Source organism: Collinsella sp. CLA-AA-H167, from assembly GCF_040095305.1.
Lineage (GTDB): Bacteria > Actinomycetota > Coriobacteriia > Coriobacteriales > Coriobacteriaceae > Collinsella.
The window spans coordinates 41,024-66,555 of record NZ_JBBNGA010000009.1; the positions used below are offsets into that span (position 1 = coordinate 41,024).

Here is a 25,532-nt window from a genome sequence, read left to right on the forward strand (position 1 = left end):
CTATACATGCTTTACGTATCTACCATAGAGTTTTATGATAGTTTTGAAGTATTAAGGAGGGGTCATGACCACAACAGCCGCTCAGATCAACGTACGTCTCGATGCCGATCTTAAAAGGAGTGGGGACGCCGCTCTCTCCAAGGCCGGTATGACGCCGAGCCAAGCGGTGCGAGCGCTCTGGCAGCTTGCAGCGTCGCTGGCCGATCGCCCCGGTGCGCTCGAGGATATCCTGCTGCCCAGTCGTGCCCGGGCGGAACAGCGCGAGCGCGAAAAGGCCGCCAAACGTAAGCTCGAGCTTATGGATCAGGGGTCGAAGCTGTTCGCTGCCGCTTGCTGTGAGTCGGGAATCGATATGGTCAAGGCTCAGCCATCGGACGACGAAGAGCTCAAACGGAATGCCTATGCGGATCGCTATGGCGAGGAGATGAGCTGGCTCTATGAGTGAGACTCCAAAGCGCATCTTGGTTGACACCAACGTGTGGCTCGATTACTTCATTCCCTCACGACGTGGTCGTGCGGTGGCGATTGAGTTTTTACGTGATGCATGCACGGCGCAGGTGGATTTGCTGTATGCGGCGACATCGTCCAAAGACCTGTTCTATTTGATTTCAAGCGAACATAAGGCATGGTATCGGCGAGAGCATGGTTCTCTTTCCCAAGATGCCGCTGCGGCAGCGACATCGCTTGCATGGGATTGTCTTAGCGTGCTGTCGCAGCTTGCCACGCCAGTGCCCTGTGACCTGAGCGATATATGGATGGCGAGCAGGCAGCGTGAGCTCCATAGCGATTACGAAGACGATTTAATCATTGCGGCAGCGATACGCGCTCAAGCAGATCTACTGGTCACCAACGATGTCAAACTCTGTTCGCATGCGCCCGTCGCAGCAATGAACGTCGAAAACGCAAGAAACTATCTAACAACGCTTAAAAAGCTCTAAACCTCACTGGCCGAACAAAAGTCAGCGAGAGCCCGTCTGGGCGAGCAAGGTGCCTTGAAACAAGGCGGCATTGACCTTCTGGTCATGCCGACGAAGTTGAAAGGCAGATTGCCGCCCAGACGGGCTCGCAGCGTCGGCTCATTACGCCGTTTGTAAAACGGCGTAATTCTTAGTGCTCGATCCAGCAGCGAAGCGTTTCGCCGGCCTGCAGGTGGCGTAGGTTCTCCGCGGCGATGTCGACCACATTGTTGAGCGTAGCCTCCAAGTGGAACCAGCCCGAGACGTGCGGCGTGATGAGCATGTTGGGCGCATCCCACAGCGGGCTTGTCTCAGGCAGCGGCTCGGGGTCGGTGACGTCGACCGCGGCGCCGGCGAGATGTCCCGACTCCAGGGCGGCAACCAGGTCGTCGGCAACCACAAGATCGCCGCGGCCGCCGTTGGCAAAGAAGGAGCCCGGCTTCATCGCGGCGAAGAACTCGGCGTTCGCCAGGCCGCGGGTCTCGGGTGTGCTGGGCATAAAGGATGCGACGACGTCTGCCTCGGCCAGGCGCTCGGGCAGGGCATCCATGCCGTCCATGTCCTCAAACACAATGGGGTAGACGAGCGGATGGCGCTTGATGCCGCGGACGTGTGCGCCCATGCTGCGGCAGAGCGTGGCAAAGTGGCCGCCGATATCGCCCGCGCCCAGCACCAGCACGTTGGCATTTTTGAGCGAGGTAACCGGCCCCAAATCCTCCCAGCGATGCTCGCGCTGCAAGTCGTGATAGCCGGGCAGGCGCTTCATCATGGAAAGGACCATGGCAAACATGTGCTCGCTCACGGCCTGGCCGTAGGCGCCCACCGAGCAAGACAGTTTGGCGTCGGCTGGCACGGTGCCGGCGGCAAGGTAGTCGTCATAGCCGGCGGTCTGCAATTGCAACAGCTGGAGATGCTCGCATGCCGTGAGCATGTCAGGGTCGATGTTGCCCAGGATCACGTCGGCATCGGCGACCTGCTTGCGCGTGGCGGCGTCGGCGCTCGTGTAGATAAAGTCCTCGCCCGGAGCGCTCGACTCAAGAATTGCGCGATGACGGTCGTTGACGGGCAGCAAAACCAGGATGTTCACAGGCAGTCCCCTCCGCTCAACCTGCCAAAAAAGGGACAGGTTTATTTTGGCAGGTTTTATCAGGCAAACGTTCAAACAAAAACGCCGGATGCAAGACGGGCGTGCCCGTCAGCATCCGGCGCATCCACGGCTACCAGCTCAGCAGCTCGTAGCCGTCCTCGGTCACCACGAGCTGTACCTCGCACTGGGCCGAATCGCTGCCGTCCTTGGTGCGCACGCACCAGCCGTCGCCCTTGCTAATCTTGATATCGGGCGCTCCGGCGTTGACCATGGGCTCGATGGTAAAGACCATGCCTGGCACCATGATGGTGTCTACGTCGGGCGCCTCGGTGGTAAAGCCCACAAACGGGTCCTCGTGGAACTCCTTACCGATGCCGTGTCCGCCGTACTCACGCACCACGCTAAAGCCGGCGTCCTCGACGGTCTTTTGCACAGCCTCGGCCATAACGGAGAGCGGTAGCCATGGCTTGACGGCTGCCAGACCCGCCTCCACGCTGGCACGGGTGACGTCGACCAGGCGCTGGCGCTCGGCCGAGACCTCGCCGATGCAGAACATGCGGCTCGAATCACTAAAGTAACCGTCCAAGATCGTGGAGCAGTCTACGTTGATGATGTCGCCCTCGTGCAGCACATCCGCATCGCAGGGGATGCCGTGGCAGACGACGTCGTTGATCGAGGTGCACACGCTCTTGGGATAGCCCTCGTAGTTAAGGTCGGCCGGCGTGCCACCGTGCTCGACGGTGTAGTCGTAGATCATCTGGTCGATCTGGTTGGTGGTCATGCCTGCGGCGATATGCTCGCCCACATAATCGAGCACGCCCACGTTGATGGCTGCCGAGCGCTTGATGCCCTCGATATCGGCGGGAGTCTTGTAGAGCGTACGGGGCAGAACCTCCCAGCCTTCTTCCCACAAGCGCTCGAGGCGCTCATCAAAGGCGCTATGGCATTTCTTGTATTTCTTGCCGCTGCCGCACCAGCAAGCGTCGTTGCGGCCGGGCACGGGTCCTTTGTCATACATGGCTAACTTCCTTTCATTCGCAGCTAGTATAGCCCACCCACGCGGCCATAAAAGTTGCAGTGATATAGTTCCGATTTAAGCGGTTTAACAGCACAAACAGGAACTATATCACCGCAACTGATGGAGCGGGGTGGCGGGCACTAGCTGCTGCGTGGTTTTGCTAGTAGCTCACCTGGCAGGGAATGCCGAGGGCGCGCACGCGCGCGGCAATGGCGTCGAGCACCTCAGGCGCCGCTTTGGCAAGGCCGGCGATCGGTGTCTCGCGCGCCACCGTGTAAATGGTTGCTTCTTGTGGACGAATGCGCTCAAGCGCCACGAGCCAGGGGGCAACGTACTCCTCGCCGGTGTTGTCGATGGGCTTGCCCTGATACTCACCGGTCAAAAAGATCGTCTGGATAATAACGTGACCGTCAAAGCTTTCGAACGTCTCAATCTGGTGCTCGACGTCGTAGGGGCCAACAGGCTGGTCGAGCAGCTGGATAAACGCCGGGTCGACGGTATCGAGCTTAAGAATGTTGTCGTCGACCATCATGAGCGCATCGTGTACCTGGGGACGGTCGGCGCGTGTGCCGTTGGAGAGCACGGCGATCTTGGAGTTTGGGGCAAGCTCGTCGCGCAGCGCGACGGCGCCGGCGATGGCCTGCGGAAACTCCGGCGCGGCGGTGGGCTCGCCGTTGCCTGCGAAGGTGATCACATCGGGGAGCTCGCCCTCGGCTGCCATCTCGCGCAGCTTTGCCTCGAGCGCGTCGAGTACCATGGCAGCTGTGTTATACGGCTCATGGCAGGGGCGCTCGGCGTTGAGGCCGTTTTCGCAGTAGATGCAGTCGAACGTGCAGATTTTGCCGCTGGCCGGCATCATGTTGACGCCGAGCGAGAGGCCAAGGCGACGGCTGCGAACGGGCCCAAAGATAGGGCTGGCATTCAAAAACGTAGACATAGGCATATGCTCCTCAAGACAATTGTGCCTAAGCATAGCATCGGCTCCAAAGCAAGGTGCGGGCTCTTGCTTTACAAGTTTCGTTTTTTCACGTCGCTCATTATGCCGTGCCATGAAAAGCCTCGGGTCGGGTAAAGTTAATCTGTTAACAAGGTGTAAAGCAATGCGGGTCCATCCAATCGTGCTGACGTGCACTGGATGAGCATTGATGATGGGGGCACAACATGGATTTTACGGTCGAGAATGCGGGCACCACGATTGCCTGTCGCGAATATGCCGGCCCGGATGTGTCGCCTGATGCTCCTGCCTTGGTGTGCGTGCACGGCGCTTGTGTCGACGGCACATTTTTCGACGGCATCGCTTGTGAGCTCAGTCGCAACTACCGCGTAATTGCCTACGACCGCCGCGGCTGTGGTGGCAGCAGCGAAGCGGCAGACGGCAGCTATGATCTTGCCGCTCAGGCCGCCGACCTGCAAGCCGTGATCGAACACGTTGGCGCTTCGGCAAATGTGCTTGCGCACAGCGCCGGTACGTTGGTGGCGCTGGAGCTTCTTCGCACCGAGCCCCATCTCGTCGCCCGTGCGATTCTGCATGAGCCGGCTGTGTCGGCCGAAGGCGTCGGCATGGGCGCAGCTCCGGTTTTGCTCGATATGATTGCGGCTGGAAAGGTTTCAAGGGCGCTCCGGCTTTTCTTGGGAGCCCTCGGCGACTTGGACCCCGAGGCTCCTGGAACGACCGAGGCAGAAGCCAAGCATGCCCTGCGCAACGGCCGCAGTTTCATGGCAAACGAATACGGGATTACTATGACCTGCGTTCCCGATTGGGATAGCGTTCGCGCGTCGAAAACGGTGGCCGCCGTGCTCCTAGGCGAGCTCTCGATTGGCACGCCCCGCGAGGCTGGCACGCGAGCGGCTGCCGAATATCTCGATTGCCCTCTCGTGACGATCCCGGGCGCGCATAACGGTCTGCGCGATCGCCCGGCAGCGGCTGCCCGGGCTGTCCGTGGCATCCTGGGGCTCTAGCATCCGCAATAGCCAAAGCAGGCTTCATCCGCAAACGTTTCGGCCGTATTAACAAACGTGCTCAAAACCTCGCGTCTGCGGCTTCAATCGCGCCGTCTGCCAACTCATAAGAATGTGGCAGCATTCACGTACTTACCTGCATCGACAAGGTGTTACCCTTGTAACATTTGGAACCCACCGCTCCATGCGAAACTATCGAAAGGGCCCCATATGCTCAATAATCACGAGGTCAATCTAACCGACGAGGAGGCCGCCGCTGAGGTCGCCCGCGTCGCGAAGACCTACCCCGTGGTACGTTTGCTGTCGGCCGATCAGATTAAGAGCGAACCTAACTGCCTGCTCGCCGGCGATCGGTGTCCTTGTTTGCGCCAGTCGAGTCTTGAGGCTTTGGCAGACTCCGATGAGGTGTCGGAGCAACTGCTCAATGATGGGACTGAGTACCGCGCTCGCCTGCGCCCTCTGAAGGTCGAGGGCGAGCCTCATGTCCTGCTGATGGTGCGTCCGATCGATGAGCAAGAGGCCGCAGAAGAGGACCTTGTCTACACCGACGTGCTGACGAGTGTGCGCAATCGCCGATATTACGAGGAAAAGCTCCGAAGCGTCCGCATGAATGCCGGCGTTGCGATGATCGACCTTGATGATTTTAGGGTCTTCAACGATACATGTGGCCGTCATGCCGGCGACCTTGCACTCGGTGCTGTGGCGACAGCCATACGCAGCGGAATTCGTTCGACTGACGAGCTTGTGCGCTATGGCTGCGACAAGTTTGTGGTTGTCATGCCCAATATTCCCTCCGATGACTTCACCCGTCGCCTGCATCAGGTGTCCGATGCCGTTCATTCCACGATTATTCCGGGCCATGAGTACGTGAGCTTGACGGCATGTGTTGGTGGCGTTCGCATTCATGGCGAGACGGTCGATGAGGGCGTTGGCCGCGCTGCTCAGTTACTGAGCCGCGCTAAGGCAAAAGCCGGTACGGTCGTGACCGATGCCGATTCCATCGAGGCCTTCCAAAGCGAAAAGCCTTTGGTGCTTATCGCCGATGACTCCGAGATGAACCGAGCCATTCTCAGCGAGATGCTCAAGGACGAGCATTGCATCCTCGAGGCCGATAACGGTCGTGCGGCGCTCGACATGGTCGACCGCTATGGCGATGAGTTGTCGCTCGTGCTGCTGGACATTGTGATGCCGGGCATAAGCGGCTTTGAGGTGCTGGCCGATCTGTCGCGCCGATCGGGTATCGATAATCTGCCTGTCATCATGATTTTGAGCGAAGATTCCGATGATGCGGTTCTGCGCGCGTACGAGCTGGGCGCCTCGGACTATATCAACCGCCCGTTTGACTCCCGTATCGTGCGCCGCCGCGTAAGCAACACCATCCGCCTGTACGCCAAACAGCGCCGCCTGACGAGCCTGCTGTCCCAGCAGTACAACGAGCGCGTCAAGAACAGTCGCATGCTCATCGACATCATGGCTGGCGTCATGGAGCTGCGCAATGGCGAGAGCGGCAGGCACGTCACGAACATCGAAAAGCTGACCGAGCTGCTGCTTGGCTGCCTGGTCCAGCGTAGCGGCACGATCTCCCTCGACAATGAGGAACGCTCCACGATTGCCCTGGCTTCGGCGCTGCACGATATCGGCAAGATGTCGATTGACGATGCGATCCTCAACAAGCCCGGACGCCTTACGCCCGATGAGTTCGAGATTATGAAGACGCATACCACGATCGGCGCCGACATGCTGCTTGAGCTGGGTAGCCATCACGCCGGTAATGCGCTTATGGAATATGCGTACCAGATTGCGCGTTGGCACCACGAGCGCTGGGACGGCAAGGGTTATCCCGATGGCCTTAAGGGCGACGATATCCCCATCGCCGCGCAGGTGGTTTCGGTGGCCGACGTGTACGATGCGCTGACGAGCGTGCGCGTATACAAAGACGCTATCCCGCACAAGGAGGCAATCCAGATGATCCTGGACGGTAAGTGCGGCACCTTTAACCCGCTGTTGCTCGACTGCCTGCTCGAGGTGCAAGACCGTATTGCCGAGACGTTGGCACGCCCCGCCGACGTCGTCGCGTTTCCCACGATTTAGTTTGACCAAAGGAGTTTTTAATCCATGATTTCCATGCGTGAGGCGTATGAGAAGATCGGCGCTAATTATGACGATGCGTGCGCTCGGCTGATGGGCGAGGAAATGCTTGCCCGCTTTGCCCTCAAGTTTTTGGATGACGAGAGCATGGACAAGCTGGAGGCTGCCATGGCGGCAGGAGACGCCAGGGCAGCGTTTATGGCAGCGCATACGCTCAAAGGCGTGAGCCAGAACCTGGGATTCGATAATCTGTACGAGCCAGCGGTCGTGGTGACCGAGGCACTGCGCGGCGCCGATGCCGTTGACGGCGCTCGCGCGGGAATGCATGCGCTGCAGCAGCAATATGCGGCCACGATGTCGGCCCTGCGCGAGGCGGCTGAATAAGGGCTTGCGAGCCTTGATGACTATGAGAGTGGATAATCTCCCGTTTTAGGCCCGGTGGCGGCCTCAAAGTGGGAGATTATCCACTCTCGTTCGATACGTGTCCAAAAATCCACTCTCACCCCTTCTGATTAGTGAATGGGCTATGCGCACTGGTGGGGCTTTCCGCATGCAATCCATATCGTTGTTCGATAAACTATTCGAATAACGATAGATTCGATGAGGGTGAGTGTATGTCCAACAGCGTTCAGCGTATGGCCAAGGCGGGCGAGACTGTAAGGAAGCTTGGCTTTTGCATGGCGGTCGTTTTTGCGGGAATGCTCGTCGCTTTTGCCGCGTTGGCTGTTTACGTGATCTGGTATGCGGTTGCAAACGTTGTTTCTGTCGATTCTTTCGGTGTCGTGACGCTTCTCGATGGCGGGAGCATCGTTATCCCAAGCGGGCTGTGCCTGGCACTCGTCGTGGGTGTTTCGCTTGTCGTTCTGTGCGGAATCAGCCATAACATCTCTCGGGGCGTCTCGCCCTTTACCAAGGCGCATGTGCGGCTTATCCGTGTTCTTGCACTTGCCTTTGCTGTTAACGCCGTGGTTTCGTTTGTTGGTGCCTATGAATCGGTCAATCTCACCATTGGCGGACTGGAGCTTTACATCGTGCCTCATTCCTTCGTTATTGAGATTTGCCAAGGCGCTACCTTTGATGCGGGGTCGTTTATCGGCGCAGTTGTCTGCTTGTTTATCTCGGCGATCTGGAGTTATGCCTCGCTGCTCCAAGAGCAGTCTGACGAGCTTGTGTAGGAGGAAGCATGAGCTATCTCATCATTGAGCTTGAGACACAGCTGCTTAAGACCGGAAAGACCAGCGCTGATCTGATTCGTGCCACGGGGCATACTCCGGCTAATATTTCAAAGCTTAGAAACGGAAAGATAAAAGCTATTCGCCTAAAGACGCTCCTCGATATCTGTGATGAGCTTGATTGTCAACCGGGAGATATTATTCAGCGCGTGAGCGAGAAAGAGCTTGAGGAGCTTATTGTTGAGCGTGCAAAAAACGTTGTGAGGCAGATGCGGGACGGCGGAGGCAATGAGGCGTCGCTTCCGACATCAGTCTTTGCTGTCGATTTGAGCGACGAGTAGCTTAAGGCGAACAACTAAAACGAAATATCAGCGTGAAGGGACCCGTTTCTAACACGGGTTCTTTCTTCTAGATTATCTTGACAAATACGAGTTATCGAAAAACAATAACTACAAGTAACTACGATAAAAGAAAGGAGGAACGATATGAGCGCATCAGCGATAAAGCTATCGAAGGTGTCGAAGCGCTATGGAAAACGGCGTGTGTTGCATGACGTTTCCTTCGAGGTGGATCAGTCTGAGCTTTGCGCCCTTGTTGGTGCAAACGGGGCAGGCAAAAGCACGCTCATTAAAATCGTATTGGGCCTCTGCGAGCCATCGTCGGGGAGCGTGGAGCTCTTTGGAGGCAAGTCGAAAAAAGACCTGAGCTTGATGCGGGCGCGTGTCGGCTACGTGCCAGATTCCAGCGGTGCATACCAATCCCTCAGTGCGGCTGAGAATCTTCGGATCCGATGTGCGGAATGGGGGCTCGATGAGAAACGTGAGGTTCCTCGCGTCTTGGGCCTAGTCGGGCTGGACGTCGATGAGAAAAAGAGTGTGAGCAGTTTTTCTCTGGGAATGAAACGGCGACTGGATATAGCTACGGCTTTGTTGGGCGACACCGACGTACTAATTTTCGATGAGCCGGCAAATGGGTTGGACCCGCTGGGCATCGAGAGTATATGGGCCCTTATCGGCCGATTGAATCGAGAACAGGATAAGACCATGCTCATCTCTAGCCATGATTTGGATGAGCTGGCATCGGTTGCAACATGCTGCCTGTTTCTTCATGACGGCGAACTGCTGAAAAAGGAATCGATGGACGTCATAAGGGATGAGGCACCATCCCTAAAAGAGTATTACAGGCGCTTGATGAAGGCGGTCTCGCTATGAAGCGGGCGATCCATCCCATAAAGGCAGATATGATGCGTTTGCACAGGATGTTTCCGGCGAAGTTTGGTCTTGCGCTTATGCTGGCGTTCGGCCTTCTCTTCGGTGTCTTTCTAAAAAACGGAACAACGTTGCTAGCCTCTGGCTATGGCGTTTGTGGGGAGGATATTGGTTTCATCTGGAATGCAATCGATCCTTCTGCGCCTGATGAGTCCCTTGCGCGCAGCGCTTTTGCCGGTACATCCCTGTTCGTTCCGCTCATCGTTTGTTTGGCGCTTTTACAGGAGCGCGGCTATGAAGAGGGATGCCGAATTTCTTCAGCAAGAGGTCTTACCCGCTTTTATGGGGTTCTAGCACATGCGCTTTCGTCTGCTTTAATAATTGGCGCAGCATATAGTGCGCTTTGCTTTCTTCTGTTTGCAATAGCCATAATACGTGGAGGGCATAGCTACGCGCATGGCATGCTGGCTGCATTTTTGCCTGCAATGATAGTCAACACCGTATTGGTGATATCGATTGCGCTGGAGACGGTGACCATCTATCGGATTACAGGCAGCGCTGTATTGAGCGGGGCTGCAATAATAATCGGATTTGTCATGAGCTTGACGCTCTACGGAGCCTTCCTTCAGGCACCTATACCATCCTTGCGATGGATCTTCTTCCTTCCTGGGCCGTACCTTGGAGTCGGATGTGCCCTTGGGTATAGCGATATGGGGCAACTGGCGCTTCTGGGCTATGGCGTGGCAGCCAGCTGTTTATCGGTATTGATTTACGCGCTCGTGAGCTTTCGTGCTGGGGGTGTGCTCAATGGCTCGTCAGATTAAAAGATTCCTCCATTCAGAATTGAAGCACGTGAGTAAATGGACGTACGCCTTAATCCCGGTAATTTATGCGTGCATGGTGGTATTGCAGCTTAATTCTTTCCCGATGTGGTTCTGTAGTCTCCGTGAGAACAGTTTCTTGGGCTTTTTCCCAGACCCGACGCTTCTGCTATCGGCGGAGGATGTCCTTCTATTTGGTAATGCAGAGGTTTTTCGCGGTCTGCTGTTCAACGTAGCCCCGTTGGCTCATGCATTGTTCTTTCCGTTCATCGCGGCTTGTATTGTGCCGCGCTTTGTCAGTTCGGGCTTTGTCGAGGAACCGTGGGGGCTGTCGGAGGCTCGGGGAGGGAAGCGGGCGTGCGCTATCGTTGCGCGAACGGTGCTGTCTTCTTTCGCCCTATTGGGCGCGTTTATCCTGTCAAGTGTCGTTTTGTACTGTCTTAACTGTGTAATCGTTTTGGATGCTCAACAGTGTTTCAACCTGAATATGTTTTGCTATCGACTTCTTCTGGCGAGTGCCGTCTGCCTTGCATATGTGGTCTCTTGCGTGATCGTTGTTTCCTATTTTGGGTCCGGCTTCGGTCCTATTGGCATGCTGTTGCTTGTCAATGTCGTAACGCTCTACATACAGGTCGGAGCCAATTCCATGCTTCCGTTTCCGTCCTCGATGCTCATGTGGATTTGCGGCGTGACCCCGTTGGGGGATGGTCAATGCACCTCGATTTTAATTGACTGCCTCATAAACGTAGCAAGCGTTTTTGCCATCTGCTTTACCGTCGACCGATTGCGGTCGAGATTTCTTTGATTGTTTGTGAGGGATGAACATACCGAGCATATCAAATACAGGGGGGCGGGCACCGTAGTTGGTGTCCGCCCCCCCTAGTATGTGAGGCTTTAGCCTGTGTGGTTCGTAAACTAGCGGGCCTGCTTAACCTTTGCCGCCGCCTCGACAAACGACTTCCACAGGTTAAAGTCGGTCTCGAGCGTCTTCCACGTGTACTCGGGATGCCATTGCACGCCCAAGCAGAATGGCTGGCCTTCGACCTCGATGCACTCGGGAACGCCGTCAGTTGCCTTGGCGACCAAGCGCGTGCTCTTACCCAGACGGTCGACGCAACAGTGATGTGCCGAGTTGGTCTTGATCAGCCTGTGCCCGCCAAGCGCGCGCTCCAGCAGCGAGCCCGGCACGACCTCGACGGGATGCACGGGGTCGTTGAGCACGTGGGTATGGCGCCACTGCGTGCGGCCCTCGCGAGCGCCCAGGCTCGGCACGTCCATGCACAGGGTGCCGCCAGTGGCGACATTGAGCAACTGCGTGCCGCGGCAGGTGGTAAAGAGCGGCTTTTTGGCGCGGAGCACCTCGCCGACCAGCTTAAACTCAAAGCTATCGCGGATCTCGCAACAGAGGGTGGGGTCGTAGGGTCGATCATCGCCCCAACGTTTGGGATTGACATCGGGGCCGCCGGGAATGGCGATGCCGTCGGCGATATCGACGTAATGACGGATGACCTCAATGTCCTCGGTGATGGACATCTGCAGCGGCAGGCCGCCGGCGGCAAGGATGGCATCGACAAAGACACTTGCGATTTCCTCGTTGGGGGAGAGCGTCTCGCTTAAAAACGGCTTCGCCTCTTCCCAGCGCGGCGCGACGAGGATGAGCGGGCGGTCGGCGGGATCGACGTCGACGTGCGGGGTGTATGACGATGAAGTGCGAGTTCCGATCATGGGCGTGGCTTTCGAATCCGGGTGGACATGGCGCAGGGCGGCGCGGGGCAAACGCTGCAGATGAATGTGTCCCGCGTGGCAATTGGGTTAGTGGCCCTTGATGGAGTTGAGGAAGTCTTGGGCGCGCTTGGTCTGGGGATGGTCGAAGAACTCGTCGGGCGTGCCGGTCTCTACGATCTGGCCGTCGGCCATAAACACGACGCGGTCGGCCACGCGGCGGGCAAAGTTCATCTCGTGCGTAATCACGATCATCGTCATGCCCTGCTGGGCCAGGCGGACCATGACCTCGAGCACCTCGTTAATCATCTCGGGGTCAAGGGCGCTTGTGGGCTCGTCAAAGAGCATGGCCTTGGGCTGCATGGCAAGCGAGCGGGCGATGGCTACGCGCTGCTGTTGGCCGCCCGAGAGCTGTGCGGGCACCTTGTCGGCCTGCTCGGCAACGCCCACGCGGCTCAACAGATCCATGGCGCGCTCGCGGGCCTCGTCCTTGGAGACGCCCAGCACATCGACCGGTCCCAGCATGACGTTCTGCAACACGGTCATATGCGCGAACAGGTTGAACTGCTGAAACACCATGCCCAGCTCGGCACGCATGCGGGCAAGATCCTTGCCTTCCTGCGGCAGGGGCTCGCCCTCGATGAGAATCTCGCCCGAGTCGATGGTCTCCAAGCGGTTGATGGTGCGGCACATGGTCGATTTGCCCGAGCCCGAGGGGCCGATCACGACGACAACCTCGCCGCGATCGACCGAGAGATTAATGTCGTTGAGGACGTGCAGATCGCCATAGTGCTTATCGACGTGCTTGAGCTCAATCAGCGGCTGATTGCCGGTGGAAGAAGTGCTCTGTGCCATGGTGCTCGGCTCCTTATGACTCGAAATGGTAAATCGTTAGCGAATGATGGTCGCGCCGGTCTTGTGCGAGACGTAGACGGCGGCCTTGTTGATTGCAACGTTGATGAGGATGTAGATGACCGCGATCACCAGATAGACCGACACGAGGGCGTCGTAGTTGGTAATGAGTACGCGGGCGTTTTGCATGAGGTCGGGGTAGCTCACCACGTAGGCGACGGTGGTGTCTTTGACGACGACTACAAGCTGCGAAATCAACGACGGAATGATAAAGCGAATCGCCTGCGGCAGCACGATTTTAAAGGTGATTTTAGCTTTGGCGAGACCGAGCCCCTGGGCGGCCTCGACCTGGCCGCGCGGCACGGCATTGACGCCGGCGCGGAAGATCTCGGCAAGCACACCGGCTGCAGCGAGCGCGACGGGAAGCGTGAGCATCCAAAACGACGGCAGCGCGATCTTGTACTGGGGCAGCACCAAAAAGAAGAAGTAGATGAACAGTAGGCTCGGCACGCCACGGAAGAAATCGGTGAGCACGCGGCAGACCAGCTGCAGCGGCTTGATGTCGCTGGTGCGGCCGAGCATGAGGGCCAGACCCAGTACCAGCGCGATGGCGCCAGCGGTGAGCGCGACCTTTACCGTGCCCTCAAAACCGGCAAGTAAGAACTTCCAGGTAGTGAGGTGCGTAAAGAAATACCAATAGTGGACTGAAAGCTGACCGGTCACATAAAAGCGCTGCAGTACCAGAGCGATGAGCGCGGCCACGGCAACAAGTGAGATGGCGGTGCCGACGCGAATCTTGGCGCGCATCTTGGGGCCGGGAGCCTCGTAGAGCGCATCGCGCATGGTGAGCGCGGAGGTGGAGTGCTTGCTCATCGGAGGATCCTCACCTTCTTATCGATATAGTTGCCAATGTGGCTCACCACAAAGGCCGTGCCCAGGTAGCCGAGCGCCGAGATAAAGAACGCGGCGACGCCGCCGAGCGAGCGCGTGTTGATGTAGCTCACCACGCCGGTGAGCTCCTGCGGTTTCAGCGGCACCTGACTGCCGAGCGCGGTGGTGAGCATGACGGCGATAAAGAGGTTGGTCATGGGCAGCACGCTCGAGCGCAGCGCCTGCGGAATCACGATCTTGGCGAGGATACGGCTGAAGCTCATGCCCAGCGAGCGGGCGGCTTCCACCTGGCCGACACCGACGGTGTTGATGCCGCTCATAAAGTTCTCGGAGCCAAAGGCAGAACCCAAGAGCACTGTGGCGACGATGACGCAGGTGCGGTAGGGCAGGACGACCTTGAGCGGCGGCAGCGCGTAGACGACGATAATGAGCAGCGCGATGCCGGGGATGTTACGGAAGACCTGGACATACAGGTCGCCAAAGACGCGCAGCGGCTTGAGCGGCGACACGCGCATCACGGTGACGGCGACGGCCAGCACCATGGCGATGGCAAACGACTCAAGCGTCATGCCCCAGGTTGCTAGCAGCGCGTCGATATAGTTCTGGCCATAGAGCGACCAGAGCTCGGAGAGACTCATGCGGACCTCCCGCCGATAAGGAAAGGGGCTCCCGTGTGTACGGAAGCCCCGACAACTCAGTGATGAAACAGTTTAGCGCAATAAAGCGAATCATGCGTTTCCGTATGGTTTCGTTGCGGCCGTTACCAGGCTCGCTGCTTAGGCGCCGATCTCGGGCAGCTCGGGAACATTGGTGTCGCCCGTACGGTCGCCGATGCAGATCTGCCACAGCTCGGTCCAGGTGCCGTCGTCCTCGATCTTCTTAAGGAAGTCGTTGACAAAGGCGACGCCGTCGGAATCGAGCGGCAGACCGATGCCATAGGGCTCCTTGCTGCCGAAGGGCTTGCCGGCAATCTTGTACTTACCGGGCTCGCGGACCAGGGCGCTCTGCTGCATGTTGTTATCGATGACGTAGGCGTCAACGCGGCCCTGTTGGAGTGCCTGGCGTGCCTCCTCGTCGGTCTTGAACTCTTGCTGGCTGGCCTTGGGGGCGAACTCCTCCAGAATGGCGGGGCCGTTGGAGCCGGACTGGACGGCGACGTTCTTGTCGGCCAGGTCGTCGACGCTCTTGATGTCGTCGTTATCGGCGAGCACCAGGATAGCCTGCTGGGTGTAGTAGTAGGGACCGGCAAAGGAGACGAGCTTCTTACGCTCGTCAGTGATGGTGTAGGTGGCAAAGACGGCGTCGACCTGGCCGTTCTGCAGGACGGACTCGCGCGTGTCCGAGGTCACCTGGGTGATCTCGACCTTGTTCTCGCCCAGAATGTAGTTGGACAGAAGCTGCGCGATGCCGGCGTCGAAACCGCGGGTCTGACCGTCCTTCTCGTTGAGGAGGGAGAAGAGCGTGGAGGTCTGAACGCCACCGATCTTAAAGACGCCGGCGTCCTTGACGGCCGTCGCCCAGGCGCTGGCGGCGATGGCGTCGTCATCGGCCTTGGGGCCGTTGTCGACGAGCTTGTCGAATGCCTTAGCGTCGAGCGTGGTGGAAGCCTCGGTATCCTCGGAGCTCTTGGAGGAGGCGGCGGAGCCCTTGTCGGCCTCGGCGCTGGTGTCAGAGCAGCCGGCAAGACCAAGGCCGGCGACGGTTGCGAAGCTGGCGGCAACGAAGCCGCGGCGGTCGAGAACGACCTGCTGGGAGAGGTTCTTGCTCATGGTAGAACACCTTTCTCAATAAAATCCCTAGCGGTTGAGTAGAGTTATACCCTATCCCGCTCAGATGGGTCAACACGAAATAACTCAGAAACATACTTACCTTATGGGTTATTGTGCCTACCAAAAAGAGACAGGCACCTTTGTGGTGGTTCTTGCAGATGTGGTGGCCTGTCTCGCTGCTTTGTCTCAATCTGTAACAGTTAGACGAGGAAATGGGTTCTACCTGTTACAGATCGAGATTTTCTCTTTAGGGGAATTCGAATGTCTCAATCTGTAACATCTGGACGGACAAAAGGTCCCTATCTGTTACAGATTGAGACAAAGGTCAGGGACTAAGACGTCTTGTCTCGATCTGTAACAGTTAGACGGGAATTCGGGTCCTAGATGTTACAGATCGAGATAATCGCGTCGCGAAAATATAAACCTCCGCAGGGGTGCTTTCCTTGCGGAGGTTTTCTTACTCGTTCAGTAGCCTTACGGCTTCGGCGGCCATGTTCTCGACCGTCATGCCGTTCTGAGCGAGCAGCTCGTTGGGGTCGTAGCGGTCGGGGAATCCCTTGGCGATACCAAAAGTGCGCGTGCGCAGCGGCGTGCAGGCCAGGTAGCACGCCACGCGCTCGCCCCAGCCGCCGTCCAAGATGCCGTCCTCGAGGGTGACGACAACGCGATGCTCGGCGGCAAGGCTGTCGAGGAACTCGCGGTCGAGCTCGGTCGCAAAGCGCGGGTTGACGAGCGTGGCCTCGATGCCGTACTCGGCAGCCAAGCGGTTTGCCACGCGCTCGCCCAGCTCAAAGAAATCGCCAAGCGCGAGCACGGCAACGTCGCGGCCCTGGCGCACGACGTTGTAGCGCGCGACGCCGTAATCGTCGCCCTCGGCAGGCGCCAGATCGGGGCGGCTTACCAGGCCAATGCCCGGCACGCGAATCGCCACGGGATGCTCGCGGTGATCGAGCGACCAGCTCAGCATGGACAGGTATTCCTCCATACAGGAAGGCGCCAGGCAACGCATATTGGGGAGAGCGCCCAGCATGGAAATATCAAAGAACGAAAGATGCGTCTCGGATGTGGTGCCAAAGATCGACGCGCCAAATACCAGGATGGTCGCGGGGGCGTCGTTGAGGCACAGGTCGTGCCACAGTTCGTCGTAGGCACGCTGCAAGAACGTACCGTACACGCCAAAGACCGGCTTGGCACCCGAGCGGGCGAGTGCGGTGGCAAAGGTCACGGCGTGCTCCTCGGCAATGCCCACGTCGACAAACTGCTTGCCTGCCGCGGCGCGAAGCTCGGGTGTAAAGCCCATGATGTAGGGCGTGGCGGCCGTGATGCCCACGACCTGCGGATCGCGCTCGATGGCGGCGCTGAGCGCCTCGCCCGTAATGTCGGCATAGGTGCGCGGCGCAGGCTCGCTCGGATGGCCCGGGCAGAGCTTGCGCCCAGTCGCCATGTCAAACGGACCCACATGATGCCAGCGCTCGGGGTCGCTCTGGGCTGGCTCAAAGCCCTTGCCCTTTGCGGTGGAGACGTGCAGCACGATGGGATGATCGATATCGCGCAGCTCCTGCAACGCGTCGACCAGGGCCAACACATCGTTACCGGCGTCCAGATAGCGGTAGTCGAGCCCCATCGCGCGGAAAACGTTGCGCTCGCAGGTGCCGTTGCTGGCGCGCAGCTCGGCCAGATTGCGATACAGGCCACCGTGGTTTTCGGCGATGGACTGGTCGTTGTCATTGACGATGATGATCAGGTTGCTGTCGAGCTCGGCGGCATTGTTAAAGCCCTCAAACGCCAGACCGCCCGAAAGCGAACCGTCGCCAATGATGGTAATGACGTTGTAGCTGTCGCCCGCCAGATCGCGGGCGTGTGCCAAGCCGCAGCCCAGGCTCACCGATGTGGAGGTGTGGCCCATGGCGAACAGGTCGTGTTCGGACTCGTCGGGATTGGCAAAGCCAGAGGCCTCGCCGTAGCGTGCCGGGTCGATATAAGTGTACGCGCGCCCAGTCAGCGCCTTGTGGGCATAGGTCTGGTGCGACACGTCAAAGACAATTTTGTCGGTGGGGGAGTTAAACACGCGATGGAGCGCAACCGTAAGCTCAACGACGCCCAGGTTGGGGGCAACGTGCCCGCCGACGGCGGCGGAGCTTTCGAGGATGGCGTGGCGGATCTCGCCGCAGAGCAGCGGAAGCTCGGCGCGATCGAGAGCCTTGACGTCCTCGGGCGTTGTCGTTTGCGTAAGCAGCATCGTTGTGGGTTACTCCATGCGAATCGTGCGCCGGCACTCCCTCGGCCGGCACAATTGCACAAGACAGTCTCGCACATTTTGGCGTTTGATATGTGACGGCGGCGCGGTAATTCGCCAACTGGTGGGGCAAAACGTTTTGTCCGATGCCATACTGGTAAATTCGATGATGATTTTATTCATTGCGTGCAGGCTGCGGCTTGCCGCCGAGCGCCGCCGGAAGGAGGCCGCATGTCCGATACCGTTCGTGCCGAGAAAATCGCGCGCGAGGTCGACGATGCCGCCCGTCAGCTTGCCCAGGCGGGCCGCTTGGACCTGATGCATGAGTTTATCCAACATGGCGATGTGACGGTCTATACACATGTGACCTCGGTAGCGCGGGCAAGTCTGTCCTTTGCCGAGCGCCTGGGCCGCGTCGGTATCTCCGTCGACCGCTTATCGCTGCTGCGCGGGGCCCTGCTGCACGATTACTTTCTCTATGACTGGCACGACCCCGACCCAAGCCATCGACTGCATGGCTTTCGTCACCCGTTTTTTGCCCTGGCGCGTGCGGAGGAAGATTTTGAGCTGACGTCGCGCGAGCGGAATATCATCGCGCGCCATATGTTTCCGCTGGTGCCGGTGCCGCCGACGTGTCGTGAGGCATGGATTGTGTGCCTGGCGGATAAATGGTGCGCGCTGCGCGAGACGATTGCCGGCCGTCTGCCGCGCAAAGGCGGCGCGAACGATTTGAACGAGGGTTCGAGCGACGGCTCGAGCAAAGAATCGAACGAAAAGAGGAGTGGGTAGACGGTGGGAACCGCGATCGGCATGGCATTTGACGGCGCGACGCTTGCCGCTTGTCCGCTCTCGGCGCTGGTACTCTCGTTTGCCTTCTACGGTTTTTGCGGCTGGGTATGGGAGTCGACAGTCTGCGCCATGCTCAACCACGGACGCTTTGCCAACAGCGGCTTTTTGCTAGGGCCGTGTTGTCCCATCTACGGTGCGGGCGGCATCGCGTGCTGGTTGCTGCTGCGTGGAATCCCAGACGCCTCGAGCCAGTTTGTCGCTGCCGCGCTCGTATGCAGCGTAATCGAGTACAGCGTGGGCGTGCTGTTGGAAAAAACGACGGGTGCCCGGTTTTGGGATTACTCGCATCTGCCGTTTAACCTGCACGGACGCATCTGCCTGTACTGGGCCTGCGCGTTTGGCTTGGGTGCGTTGTGTATTTGCCGTTTAGTGGAGCCGGCATTGCTGGGGCTGCTTGGCCATCTGCCGGTGCTGATTGTGCGGCTGTCCGCCTTTATCGTCGCGGTCGCGATGATGGTCGACGCGGCGTGCTCGTTGGCGAGCTGGCGGCGTCTGTCAGATCAGCTGGAGCGTGTGCGCGCCGACCTTGCCGACCGCATCAATGAGTCGCTTGCCGATGCCTCCGACTCTATGCTCGAACGTATTCCCGATTCGGCGATCGACTCGGTGGCGCAGACGCATATCCGCGGTCGCGCCGTTAACGCGTGGCTGGCGGAGCTGGGCGACGCGGCACTCGATGCCCTGCGTGAGAAGGCTTCGATGCCGACGTTTATCTCGGATGGTGCTCGCGGCCTGGCGCTTGCTGCCCGCCGCGTTGCCGATGCCGCGCCGAGCATGCCGCGTCCGTCGCTCAGTCGTCGCCTTGCCGGCAAGCACATGAGCCGTCCGGTGCCGAGCGTGTCGCTCAGCCGTCGTGACCTGCGCTTCTTCAATGCTTTCCCGCGCTTGCGCATCAACCGCTACGAGGGTGTCATCCGAGCCACCAACCTCCGCGACCGAGCCCGTGAGCTGTTCCGGCGCTAGCCGGGACGGGCGCGCTCACGGCTCCCTTGCCCTCGCATTTCCCGTTCGTTTCGCGCCCGTTGCCGCGCCGTTTCCAAGATTGCGGCACCGTTTCCATTCGACAACGCAGCGTTTAACAACGCCGTATCTGGTCTACACCAGTTGCCCCTCGGCCGCACTATGGGCGCCGACAACGTTCATGCGACCAAGGGGGAGCGAATGTACGATACGGGGTCGACAACGTTTATGCTCATCTGCACCATGCTCGTGTTTTTAATGACACCGGGCCTGGCGTTTTTCTATGGCGGCCTGTCCAGGCGCAAAAATGTCATCAACACCATGCTTATGTGCTTTGGCGCCATTGGCCTAGTTGGTGTGCTGTGGATTGTTGCCGGCTGGTCGCTGGCCTACGGCGGCGACGGCTCCAGTCCGTTTATTGGAGGCCTTGACCAGCTGCTGTGCCTGCCGGTGCTCAACCAGGTGCTGCAGGCGGCCGAGGGCAATGCTGCGGACGGTGCCGTCTACCCTCAGATCATCAACATCGCCTTCCAGATGGCGTTTGCCATGATCACCGCCGCTATCATTACGGGCAGCCTGGCCGGTCGCGTTAAGTTTGGTGCCATGACGGCCTTCCTAGGCATTTGGCTGCTTGTGGTCTATGCGCCGCTCGCCCACATGGTTTGGGGCGGCGATGGCTCCTTTATCGGCGACATCATCGGCGCGCTCGACTTTGCCGGTGGCGACGTGGTGCACATTTCGTCCGGTCTTACCGGCCTGGTCCTCTGCTTAATGCTCGGCCGTCGTCGCGGCTTTGGCATGGTGAGCTACCGTCCGCATAACGTACCGTTTGTGGCGCTGGGCGCCGGCCTACTTTGGTTTGGCTGGTTTGGCTTTAACGGCGGCAGCGAGTTTAAGGCCGACGCCGTGGCGGCGCTCGCCATCCTCAACACCGTGACGGCCAGCGCGGCAGGTATGGTCTCGTGGCTTGCCGTCGAGCGCGTGCACACTGGTCGTCCCACGCTGGTGGGTGCCAGCACCGGTCTGGTCGCGGGCCTCGTGGTGGTCACGCCGGGCGCGGGCTTTGTCGGGCCGTGGGCGGCGCTGGTCATGGGCCTGATCGTATCGCCCGTCTGCTACCTGGCCATCAGCCATCTTAAGACCATGTTCGGCTACGACGATGCGCTCGACGCGTTCGGTTGCCACGGCATCGGCGGCATCTTGGGCGGCGTGCTCACGGGTCTGTTTTGTGTGCCGGAGCTCTCGTGGACCGGTAAGGGCGGCCTGTTCTACACGGGCGACGTGTCGCTGCTCATCTCGCAGATCCTGGGCATTGTGGTGACGGTCGTTATTGTGCTGATGCTCGACTTGGTGATCGCCGCGGTGGTCAAGGCGCTGTTCCACGGTAGCCTGCGCGTGGACGAGGCCGACGAGGCACTGGGCCTGGATGCCAGTCAGCACGGCGAGAGCGCCTATCCTTCTTTCTCCGGACTCGATTAGCAGCTTCCCCAAGCACCGCACCTTGCCGTTCAATCGTCGCTCACGTACTTAAGTACGCTTCGCTCCTCTTTCACGGCAATCTGCGGCACTTGGGAAACCTGCTAAGACCAGTCAGTTGAACTTATTGATCTCTGAGGTTGGTTTGCGGCACCTGGAAAACCCGTGCCATGTGAAGGACAATTCATTTCTTTTATTGAAGAGAGGAATTCACTATGAAGAAAATTACGGCTATCGTGCGCCAGGAGAAGCTTGAGGTTCTTAAAGATGCGCTGTTTGCTGCCGATGTTCGCGGCATGACTATCAACCAGGTGCAGGGCTGCGGCGCACAGCATGGCTGGAAGGAATACGTGCGCGGCAACGAGTTGCTTGTCAACACGATCCCTAAGGTGCAGTTCACCCTTATCTGCGCTGATGAACATGTCGATGGCATTGTCGACATCATCTGCAACGCCGCCCGCACCGGTGCCGTTGGAGACGGCAAGATTTGGGTCGAGCCGGTCGAGGATGTTATCCGCATCCGTACCGGCGAACACGGCCCCGCCGCGGTGTAGAATCGACCGTCTGCCATCCGCAACGTTAAAATGCTGCAATGAGGCACAAGGCTTGCGTTGCGGATGGGCGGATTATGGGTCGCAATAAATATCCCGAGGAGACGGTCGCGAAGATTCTCGACGCGGCACTGGAGCTATTCTGCGCACAGGGTTATGAGGGGACGAGTATTCAAGATATCGTTGACCGTCTCGATGGCATGACCAAGGGCGCTGTCTATCATCACTTCAAGAGCAAAGAGGAGATTTTCAACGCCGCATTTGATCGGGCAATGGCTCCGATTGTTGAGCACCGTCGCTCGATGCTTGGCGTCGGTAATATGACCGGCGCCCAAAAGCTAAAAAGGCTTTACGCTTCCGAGTCCGTTGTTCCGCAAATTGAGCTATGGGCACGTATGCGTCCTGCAGCAGATCCGGTAAAAAGCTCGCGTCTACTGGCGATGCAGTACCAGGGCTCGTTTGACGAGTCAGCCGATGGCTGTCTCTTGCCAGTGATCGAGGAGGGCATCGCCGACGGATCCATTGCGTGCGAATGCCCGCGCGAAGCGGCGGAGGCCGTATCGTTGCTGGCGAATCTCTGGTTGCTGCCACTGTTTCGTCCGCTTGAGCCCAAGGATCGAATGCTCGCTCGCGCTCAATGTTTGGCGCAGATGGCCGCCGCGGTGGGACTCGATTTGGGTGAGGAAGTGCTCCAGACAACGGCACGGATTTGGGACGTATGGGACCGTGCCGGGTGGTAATATAGATACCAACGGTATGTAATTGATTTGTGAGGGCAGCTCAGGCTGCCCTTTTCAAGTCGATAAATACATACTAGCGGTATGTATGGGGGCGGACTTATGGCTGGGCTGAGAGACGTCAGCGTCTCGTTGAAATCAAAAACAGTGCGGTCAATCAGGCTCGCGGAACTTCTGGTTGCGCAGCTGTGCACGTATTCGATGCTGTCGGCGCTGTGCTTTGCGTATCCACTTTACTTGTTCGATTGCAGTGGATCGTCAACGTTATATGGCGTCGTCGTGGCGATAGCGTTCATACCCGGCGTACTCGCAGCTCCGGTTGGCGGAATCTTGGCGGATCGGGGAAGACATCGCGAGGTCCTCGTGGCCCTCGGCATTGCTCTGATGACTGCATCGCTGCTGTCTATCCCCATGAAGCGCTCGTTGCCTCTTGCGGTCGTCGTAGTAGCGATACTTTGTGTTCAATATGGTGTTCAATCGCTGCTAAAGCCAATGCTCCAAATTGAGACGGTGCGCATGGCGGGTGAAAAGAAGGTTGAGCGGGCCACTGCATTGGTTTCGCAGGTGACCATGGTGAGCAATATCTTGGGTCCTGTGGTCGGGACGGCAGTCTATGGGTGCTTTGGCATCGATGCTCTTTGCACAACCGCGTCGGTGGCGTTTGCGATTTCAGCTCTCTTGTTTGGGGTCGCACTCAAGCAAAATGCCTCATCTGAAACGATGGGAGACGGCGCGACTCGCACGACATGCCGAAACGATTTTCGGGAGTCGATTCGGTATCTGTTGCAAAATGCATCATTGGTCGCTGTGATTTTGCTTGCGGCCGTTTTGAACCTTGCGTTGGTTGGGCTAACGATTGGCGCTCCCATTATTGTTACAAAGCATCTCGGCATGCAATCGTCCTGCGTTGGGATAGTTGAGGTTGCTCTGGGCTTGGGTGGTCTTACTGGCAGTGGCTTGGTCGGCATTTGGCCGCATCGTTTTTCTTTCAATGGCATATGTCGATATGTTGCGATGATCTGTTTTGGAGTCGCACCGATCATTGTCACGCTACTGTTCGGCGCAGATACATACATGTTCACCGTGTTTGCAGTTGGTTCGGCATGGGTCATGGTGTGGGCAAGCATTGCGTCGGTTGAAATCATCGCGTTTGTTCAGCGGGCAGCGCCGACTGAGCTCTGCGGAAAAGTGCTTTCGGTCGTTTACATGGTCCTTTCCTGCGCAACACCTATCGGCCAATTGACGTACGGGGTTGCATATGATCGATGGACACCGGCGATTGTATTCGCAGGCATGCTGGCGGTGCTGACGTTGACGACGGCGCTGTTTTATCGGCTGAAAAGTTGCTTGTGGCGATTGTCTTAACGCGCTGGGGCACCGTGAATTTGCGGAGGCAGTGGCCCGCCACGCCAGGACGGCATTGTTTGGGCATGCCTCTCTTTCGTCTACAATATCGTGCAGACGAAAGAGAGGCATGCCCATGATCAAGATGTTCGCGAGTGACTTAGACGGTACGTTGCTTAACGCCCTGCACGAGGCGGATGGGACCATCCGCCGTGCCATTCGCGAGCTGACCGAGGCTGGCCTGCATGTGGTTCCCGCGACCGGACGCTCGACGCTGCCGATCGGCGAGCATGGCTTTACGGGTCTGGCGATCGACGCCTGCTGCTCCAACGGATCCATCGTGCGCGACAGTCATGGCGAGGTGCTCAAGATCTGGACCATCGACCCACAGATCACCGAGGAGCTGCTCAAGGCGTTCCCGGACATTTGCTTTGACTGCTCCACGCCCGATGGCATGTTCTCAAGCGGATCGTTCGAGATGCATCAGGCGGGCTTTAAAAAGGACAGCCCTATCAAGCGCATCGTGATGCGCGGTATGCGAGCGCGTGGCGGGTATCACGAGGAACAGTATTTCGACCAGTCGATCGGCGATATCTTGCGCCACGATGTGTGCAAGATCAACTGTCGCGTGACCTCGCCCGAGCTGGAGCGTGACCTTAAGGCGTATCTTGCCGAGCGCTCGGACCGTGTGGTCAACGCGCCGTTCGATCCGGTGATGTTCGAGATCACGGACGTGGCGTGTAACAAGGGCGAGAGTGTGGCCTGGCTGGCGGGCTACTACGGCATTGCCGAGGACGAGGTCGCGGTTTATGGCGACGGCGGAAACGACATCGCCATGCTCAAGCGTTTCCGCCACAGCTACGCGACCAAAAACGCTAGCGATGCAGCCAAGGTCGCCGCGAGCGCAACTATCGGCAGCTGCATGGTCCACGCCGTCCCCAAACACATGCTCGCCACCATGCATAAGCAGAGCTCCCGCACCATCATCGAATAATGTGACAAAGGGACTGCCCCCTCGTCACATTCCAAATATTGCCTTTACGTGTTGATGCACACGGTGTGCAATAATACTCGCACTGTGCAATAGCGCACAGGCTGAGTAACAAGGAGGACGCTTGTCCCAGCTCGAGAAATGCGACCGCCGATCCCTTCGCTCGCAGCGTGCCCTTCGCCAGGCACTTGCCAGCGAGCTTGCCGAAAGCGGCGACCTTTCGCGCATTAATGTCGCGTCGCTCACCGAGCGTGCTGGCCTTACGCGCCGCACGTTCTATTCGCACTACCGCGATATCCCCGACTTTATCAATCAAATCGAGGACGGCTTGCTGGCCGAGATCCGTGAGCGCATTGAGCTCATCACCGCAGCTCAGCTGCCCGATCTCTATCACAATATCGACGAGCTCGAGCCGGCGCCCGGTTCGGTTGAGCTGCTGCGTTATCTTGCGGCCAACCGCGACTTAATCGGTGCGCTGCTGGGTCCGGGCGGCGACCAGGCCTTCATTAAAAGGATCATCGACACCGCGCGTGAGGCTGTGGTGCCGCGTGCGCAGACGGGCATTTTGGGCCTGGCGCTGGGCACGTTCTTTGACTACTACGTCACCTACGTCGTGAGCGCCGAGGTTGGCATGATTCAGCGCTGGTTTGAGCGTGGGCTCACCGAATCGCCCGAGGCCATGGCGCGCATTATGACGGTGCTCGCTTTTGTTCGTCCTGGTGACCTGTATGGCCAACCCATCGATATCAACGTGCCGGAATACGGCATGAAGCTATTGAACTTGCAGCTCGAGGACGCGGCCGACACCGCCGCAACCGTCGAGTCCAACAACTAAGAGGAGAGAC

At 58.6% G+C, this 25,532-nt stretch carries 27 protein-coding genes; 18 read left to right on the plus strand and 9 right to left on the minus strand.

The window, feature by feature from the left end; all coding sequences use genetic code 11:
• Positions 1-64 precede the first annotated feature (64 nt).
• Together AAAT03_RS06745 and AAAT03_RS06750 are read left to right on the plus strand one after the other, a co-directional pair.
• Positions 65-445: a translation repressor RelB gene (locus AAAT03_RS06745; RefSeq protein WP_117584152.1), complete on the plus strand. Its 381-nt coding sequence runs from the start codon at positions 65-67 to the stop codon at positions 443-445.
• A complete protein-coding gene (locus tag AAAT03_RS06750; protein ID WP_349102932.1) occupies positions 438-938 on the plus strand; it encodes a PIN domain-containing protein in 501 nt (166 codons plus the stop codon). The genes AAAT03_RS06745 and AAAT03_RS06750 overlap by 8 nt, the downstream gene beginning before the upstream one ends.
• 169 nt (positions 939-1,107) lie before the next feature.
• Here the strand turns inward: AAAT03_RS06750 and AAAT03_RS06755 are convergent, their stop codons facing one another.
• The 3 genes from AAAT03_RS06755 to AAAT03_RS06765 all read right to left on the minus strand — a co-directional run bounded on the left by AAAT03_RS06755 (position 1,108) and on the right by AAAT03_RS06765 (position 3,998).
• Positions 1,108-2,043, minus strand: a complete 936-nt coding sequence (locus AAAT03_RS06755; RefSeq protein WP_349102933.1) for a D-2-hydroxyacid dehydrogenase — start codon at positions 2,041-2,043, stop codon at positions 1,108-1,110.
• Between the two features lie 130 nt (positions 2,044-2,173).
• Positions 2,174-3,061, minus strand: coding sequence for a type I methionyl aminopeptidase (gene map / locus AAAT03_RS06760; RefSeq protein ID WP_128620379.1), 888 nt, complete (start codon positions 3,059-3,061; stop codon positions 2,174-2,176).
• Between the two features lie 160 nt (positions 3,062-3,221).
• Positions 3,222-3,998 carry a radical SAM protein gene (locus tag AAAT03_RS06765; protein WP_349102934.1) on the minus strand — a complete coding sequence of 259 codons (777 nt, stop codon included), beginning with the start codon at positions 3,996-3,998 and terminating at the stop codon, positions 3,222-3,224.
• Positions 3,999-4,222: 224 nt separating this feature from the next.
• Here AAAT03_RS06765 and AAAT03_RS06770 point away from each other — a divergent pair, with 224 nt between their 5' ends.
• The 8 genes from AAAT03_RS06770 to AAAT03_RS06805 all read left to right on the plus strand — a co-directional run bounded on the left by AAAT03_RS06770 (position 4,223) and on the right by AAAT03_RS06805 (position 11,114).
• Positions 4,223-5,020 (plus strand): alpha/beta hydrolase, encoded by a 798-nt coding sequence (locus AAAT03_RS06770; protein ID WP_349102935.1) that lies wholly within the window; start codon positions 4,223-4,225, stop codon positions 5,018-5,020.
• Positions 5,021-5,230: 210 nt separating this feature from the next.
• Positions 5,231-7,111 (plus strand): HD domain-containing phosphohydrolase, encoded by a 1,881-nt coding sequence (locus AAAT03_RS06775; RefSeq protein WP_349102936.1) that lies wholly within the window; start codon positions 5,231-5,233, stop codon positions 7,109-7,111.
• Positions 7,112-7,135: 24 nt separating this feature from the next.
• Positions 7,136-7,492 (plus strand): Hpt domain-containing protein, encoded by a 357-nt coding sequence (locus AAAT03_RS06780; RefSeq protein WP_271743918.1) that lies wholly within the window; start codon positions 7,136-7,138, stop codon positions 7,490-7,492.
• A gap of 230 nt (positions 7,493-7,722) precedes the next feature.
• Complete coding sequence (locus tag AAAT03_RS06785) at positions 7,723-8,283, plus strand: hypothetical protein (protein ID WP_118384945.1); 561 nt, start codon at positions 7,723-7,725, stop codon at positions 8,281-8,283.
• An 8-nt stretch (positions 8,284-8,291) separates the two neighbouring features.
• On the plus strand, positions 8,292-8,621 hold the full coding sequence (locus AAAT03_RS06790) for a helix-turn-helix domain-containing protein (RefSeq protein ID WP_089572320.1): 330 nt from the start codon (positions 8,292-8,294) through the stop codon (positions 8,619-8,621).
• A 144-nt stretch (positions 8,622-8,765) separates the two neighbouring features.
• On the plus strand, positions 8,766-9,491 hold the full coding sequence (locus tag AAAT03_RS06795; protein ID WP_271743915.1) for an ABC transporter ATP-binding protein: 726 nt from the start codon (positions 8,766-8,768) through the stop codon (positions 9,489-9,491).
• Positions 9,488-10,312 carry a hypothetical protein gene (locus tag AAAT03_RS06800; RefSeq protein WP_271743914.1) on the plus strand — a complete coding sequence of 275 codons (825 nt, stop codon included), beginning with the start codon at positions 9,488-9,490 and terminating at the stop codon, positions 10,310-10,312. The genes AAAT03_RS06795 and AAAT03_RS06800 overlap by 4 nt, the downstream gene beginning before the upstream one ends.
• On the plus strand, positions 10,296-11,114 hold the full coding sequence (locus AAAT03_RS06805; protein WP_271743913.1) for a hypothetical protein: 819 nt from the start codon (positions 10,296-10,298) through the stop codon (positions 11,112-11,114). The genes AAAT03_RS06800 and AAAT03_RS06805 overlap by 17 nt, the downstream gene beginning before the upstream one ends.
• A gap of 110 nt (positions 11,115-11,224) precedes the next feature.
• Here AAAT03_RS06805 and AAAT03_RS06810 read toward each other — a convergent pair whose 3' ends face one another.
• The 6 genes from AAAT03_RS06810 to AAAT03_RS06835 form a co-directional block, all read right to left on the minus strand.
• Entirely contained in the window at positions 11,225-12,034 is an 810-nt protein-coding gene (locus AAAT03_RS06810; RefSeq protein ID WP_349102937.1) for a gamma-glutamyl-gamma-aminobutyrate hydrolase family protein, read from the minus strand.
• A gap of 87 nt (positions 12,035-12,121) precedes the next feature.
• Positions 12,122-12,886, minus strand: a complete 765-nt coding sequence (locus AAAT03_RS06815) for an amino acid ABC transporter ATP-binding protein (RefSeq protein ID WP_035137613.1) — start codon at positions 12,884-12,886, stop codon at positions 12,122-12,124.
• 36 nt (positions 12,887-12,922) lie between these two features.
• On the minus strand, positions 12,923-13,756 hold the full coding sequence (locus AAAT03_RS06820) for an amino acid ABC transporter permease (protein WP_349102939.1): 834 nt from the start codon (positions 13,754-13,756) through the stop codon (positions 12,923-12,925).
• Positions 13,753-14,412 (minus strand): amino acid ABC transporter permease, encoded by a 660-nt coding sequence (locus AAAT03_RS06825; protein ID WP_022094657.1) that lies wholly within the window; start codon positions 14,410-14,412, stop codon positions 13,753-13,755. The genes AAAT03_RS06820 and AAAT03_RS06825 overlap by 4 nt, the downstream gene beginning before the upstream one ends.
• Positions 14,413-14,550: 138 nt before the next feature.
• The gene (locus AAAT03_RS06830; protein ID WP_117790170.1) at positions 14,551-15,543 is read right to left on the minus strand and encodes a glutamate ABC transporter substrate-binding protein; all 993 of its coding nucleotides are present in this window, start codon (positions 15,541-15,543) and stop codon (positions 14,551-14,553) included.
• A 457-nt stretch (positions 15,544-16,000) separates the two neighbouring features.
• Positions 16,001-17,782, minus strand: a complete 1,782-nt coding sequence (locus AAAT03_RS06835) for a 1-deoxy-D-xylulose-5-phosphate synthase (RefSeq protein ID WP_117640240.1) — start codon at positions 17,780-17,782, stop codon at positions 16,001-16,003.
• Between the two features lie 228 nt (positions 17,783-18,010).
• On the opposite strand from AAAT03_RS06835, the gene AAAT03_RS06840 reads away from it, so the two are divergent.
• The 8 genes from AAAT03_RS06840 to AAAT03_RS06875 all read left to right on the plus strand — a co-directional run bounded on the left by AAAT03_RS06840 (position 18,011) and on the right by AAAT03_RS06875 (position 25,522).
• Positions 18,011-18,568 (plus strand): HD domain-containing protein, encoded by a 558-nt coding sequence (locus tag AAAT03_RS06840; protein WP_117790168.1) that lies wholly within the window; start codon positions 18,011-18,013, stop codon positions 18,566-18,568.
• 3 nt (positions 18,569-18,571) lie between these two features.
• A complete protein-coding gene (locus AAAT03_RS06845; RefSeq protein ID WP_233540202.1) occupies positions 18,572-19,591 on the plus strand; it encodes a putative ABC transporter permease in 1,020 nt (339 codons plus the stop codon).
• A gap of 198 nt (positions 19,592-19,789) precedes the next feature.
• Positions 19,790-21,067, plus strand: coding sequence for an ammonium transporter (locus tag AAAT03_RS06850; protein WP_349102940.1), 1,278 nt, complete (start codon positions 19,790-19,792; stop codon positions 21,065-21,067).
• 212 nt (positions 21,068-21,279) lie between these two features.
• Positions 21,280-21,618, plus strand: a complete 339-nt coding sequence (locus AAAT03_RS06855; RefSeq protein ID WP_349102941.1) for a P-II family nitrogen regulator — start codon at positions 21,280-21,282, stop codon at positions 21,616-21,618.
• Between the two features lie 74 nt (positions 21,619-21,692).
• On the plus strand, positions 21,693-22,355 hold the full coding sequence (locus AAAT03_RS06860) for a TetR/AcrR family transcriptional regulator (protein ID WP_158565718.1): 663 nt from the start codon (positions 21,693-21,695) through the stop codon (positions 22,353-22,355).
• Positions 22,356-22,454: 99 nt separating this feature from the next.
• Positions 22,455-23,717 carry an MFS transporter gene (locus AAAT03_RS06865; RefSeq protein WP_349102942.1) on the plus strand — a complete coding sequence of 421 codons (1,263 nt, stop codon included), beginning with the start codon at positions 22,455-22,457 and terminating at the stop codon, positions 23,715-23,717.
• Positions 23,718-23,832: 115 nt separating this feature from the next.
• Positions 23,833-24,690, plus strand: coding sequence for an HAD family hydrolase (locus AAAT03_RS06870; RefSeq protein ID WP_349102943.1), 858 nt, complete (start codon positions 23,833-23,835; stop codon positions 24,688-24,690).
• Between the two features lie 121 nt (positions 24,691-24,811).
• Entirely contained in the window at positions 24,812-25,522 is a 711-nt protein-coding gene (locus AAAT03_RS06875) for a TetR-like C-terminal domain-containing protein (protein ID WP_040358972.1), read from the plus strand.
• Positions 25,523-25,532: the final 10 nt, after the last annotated feature.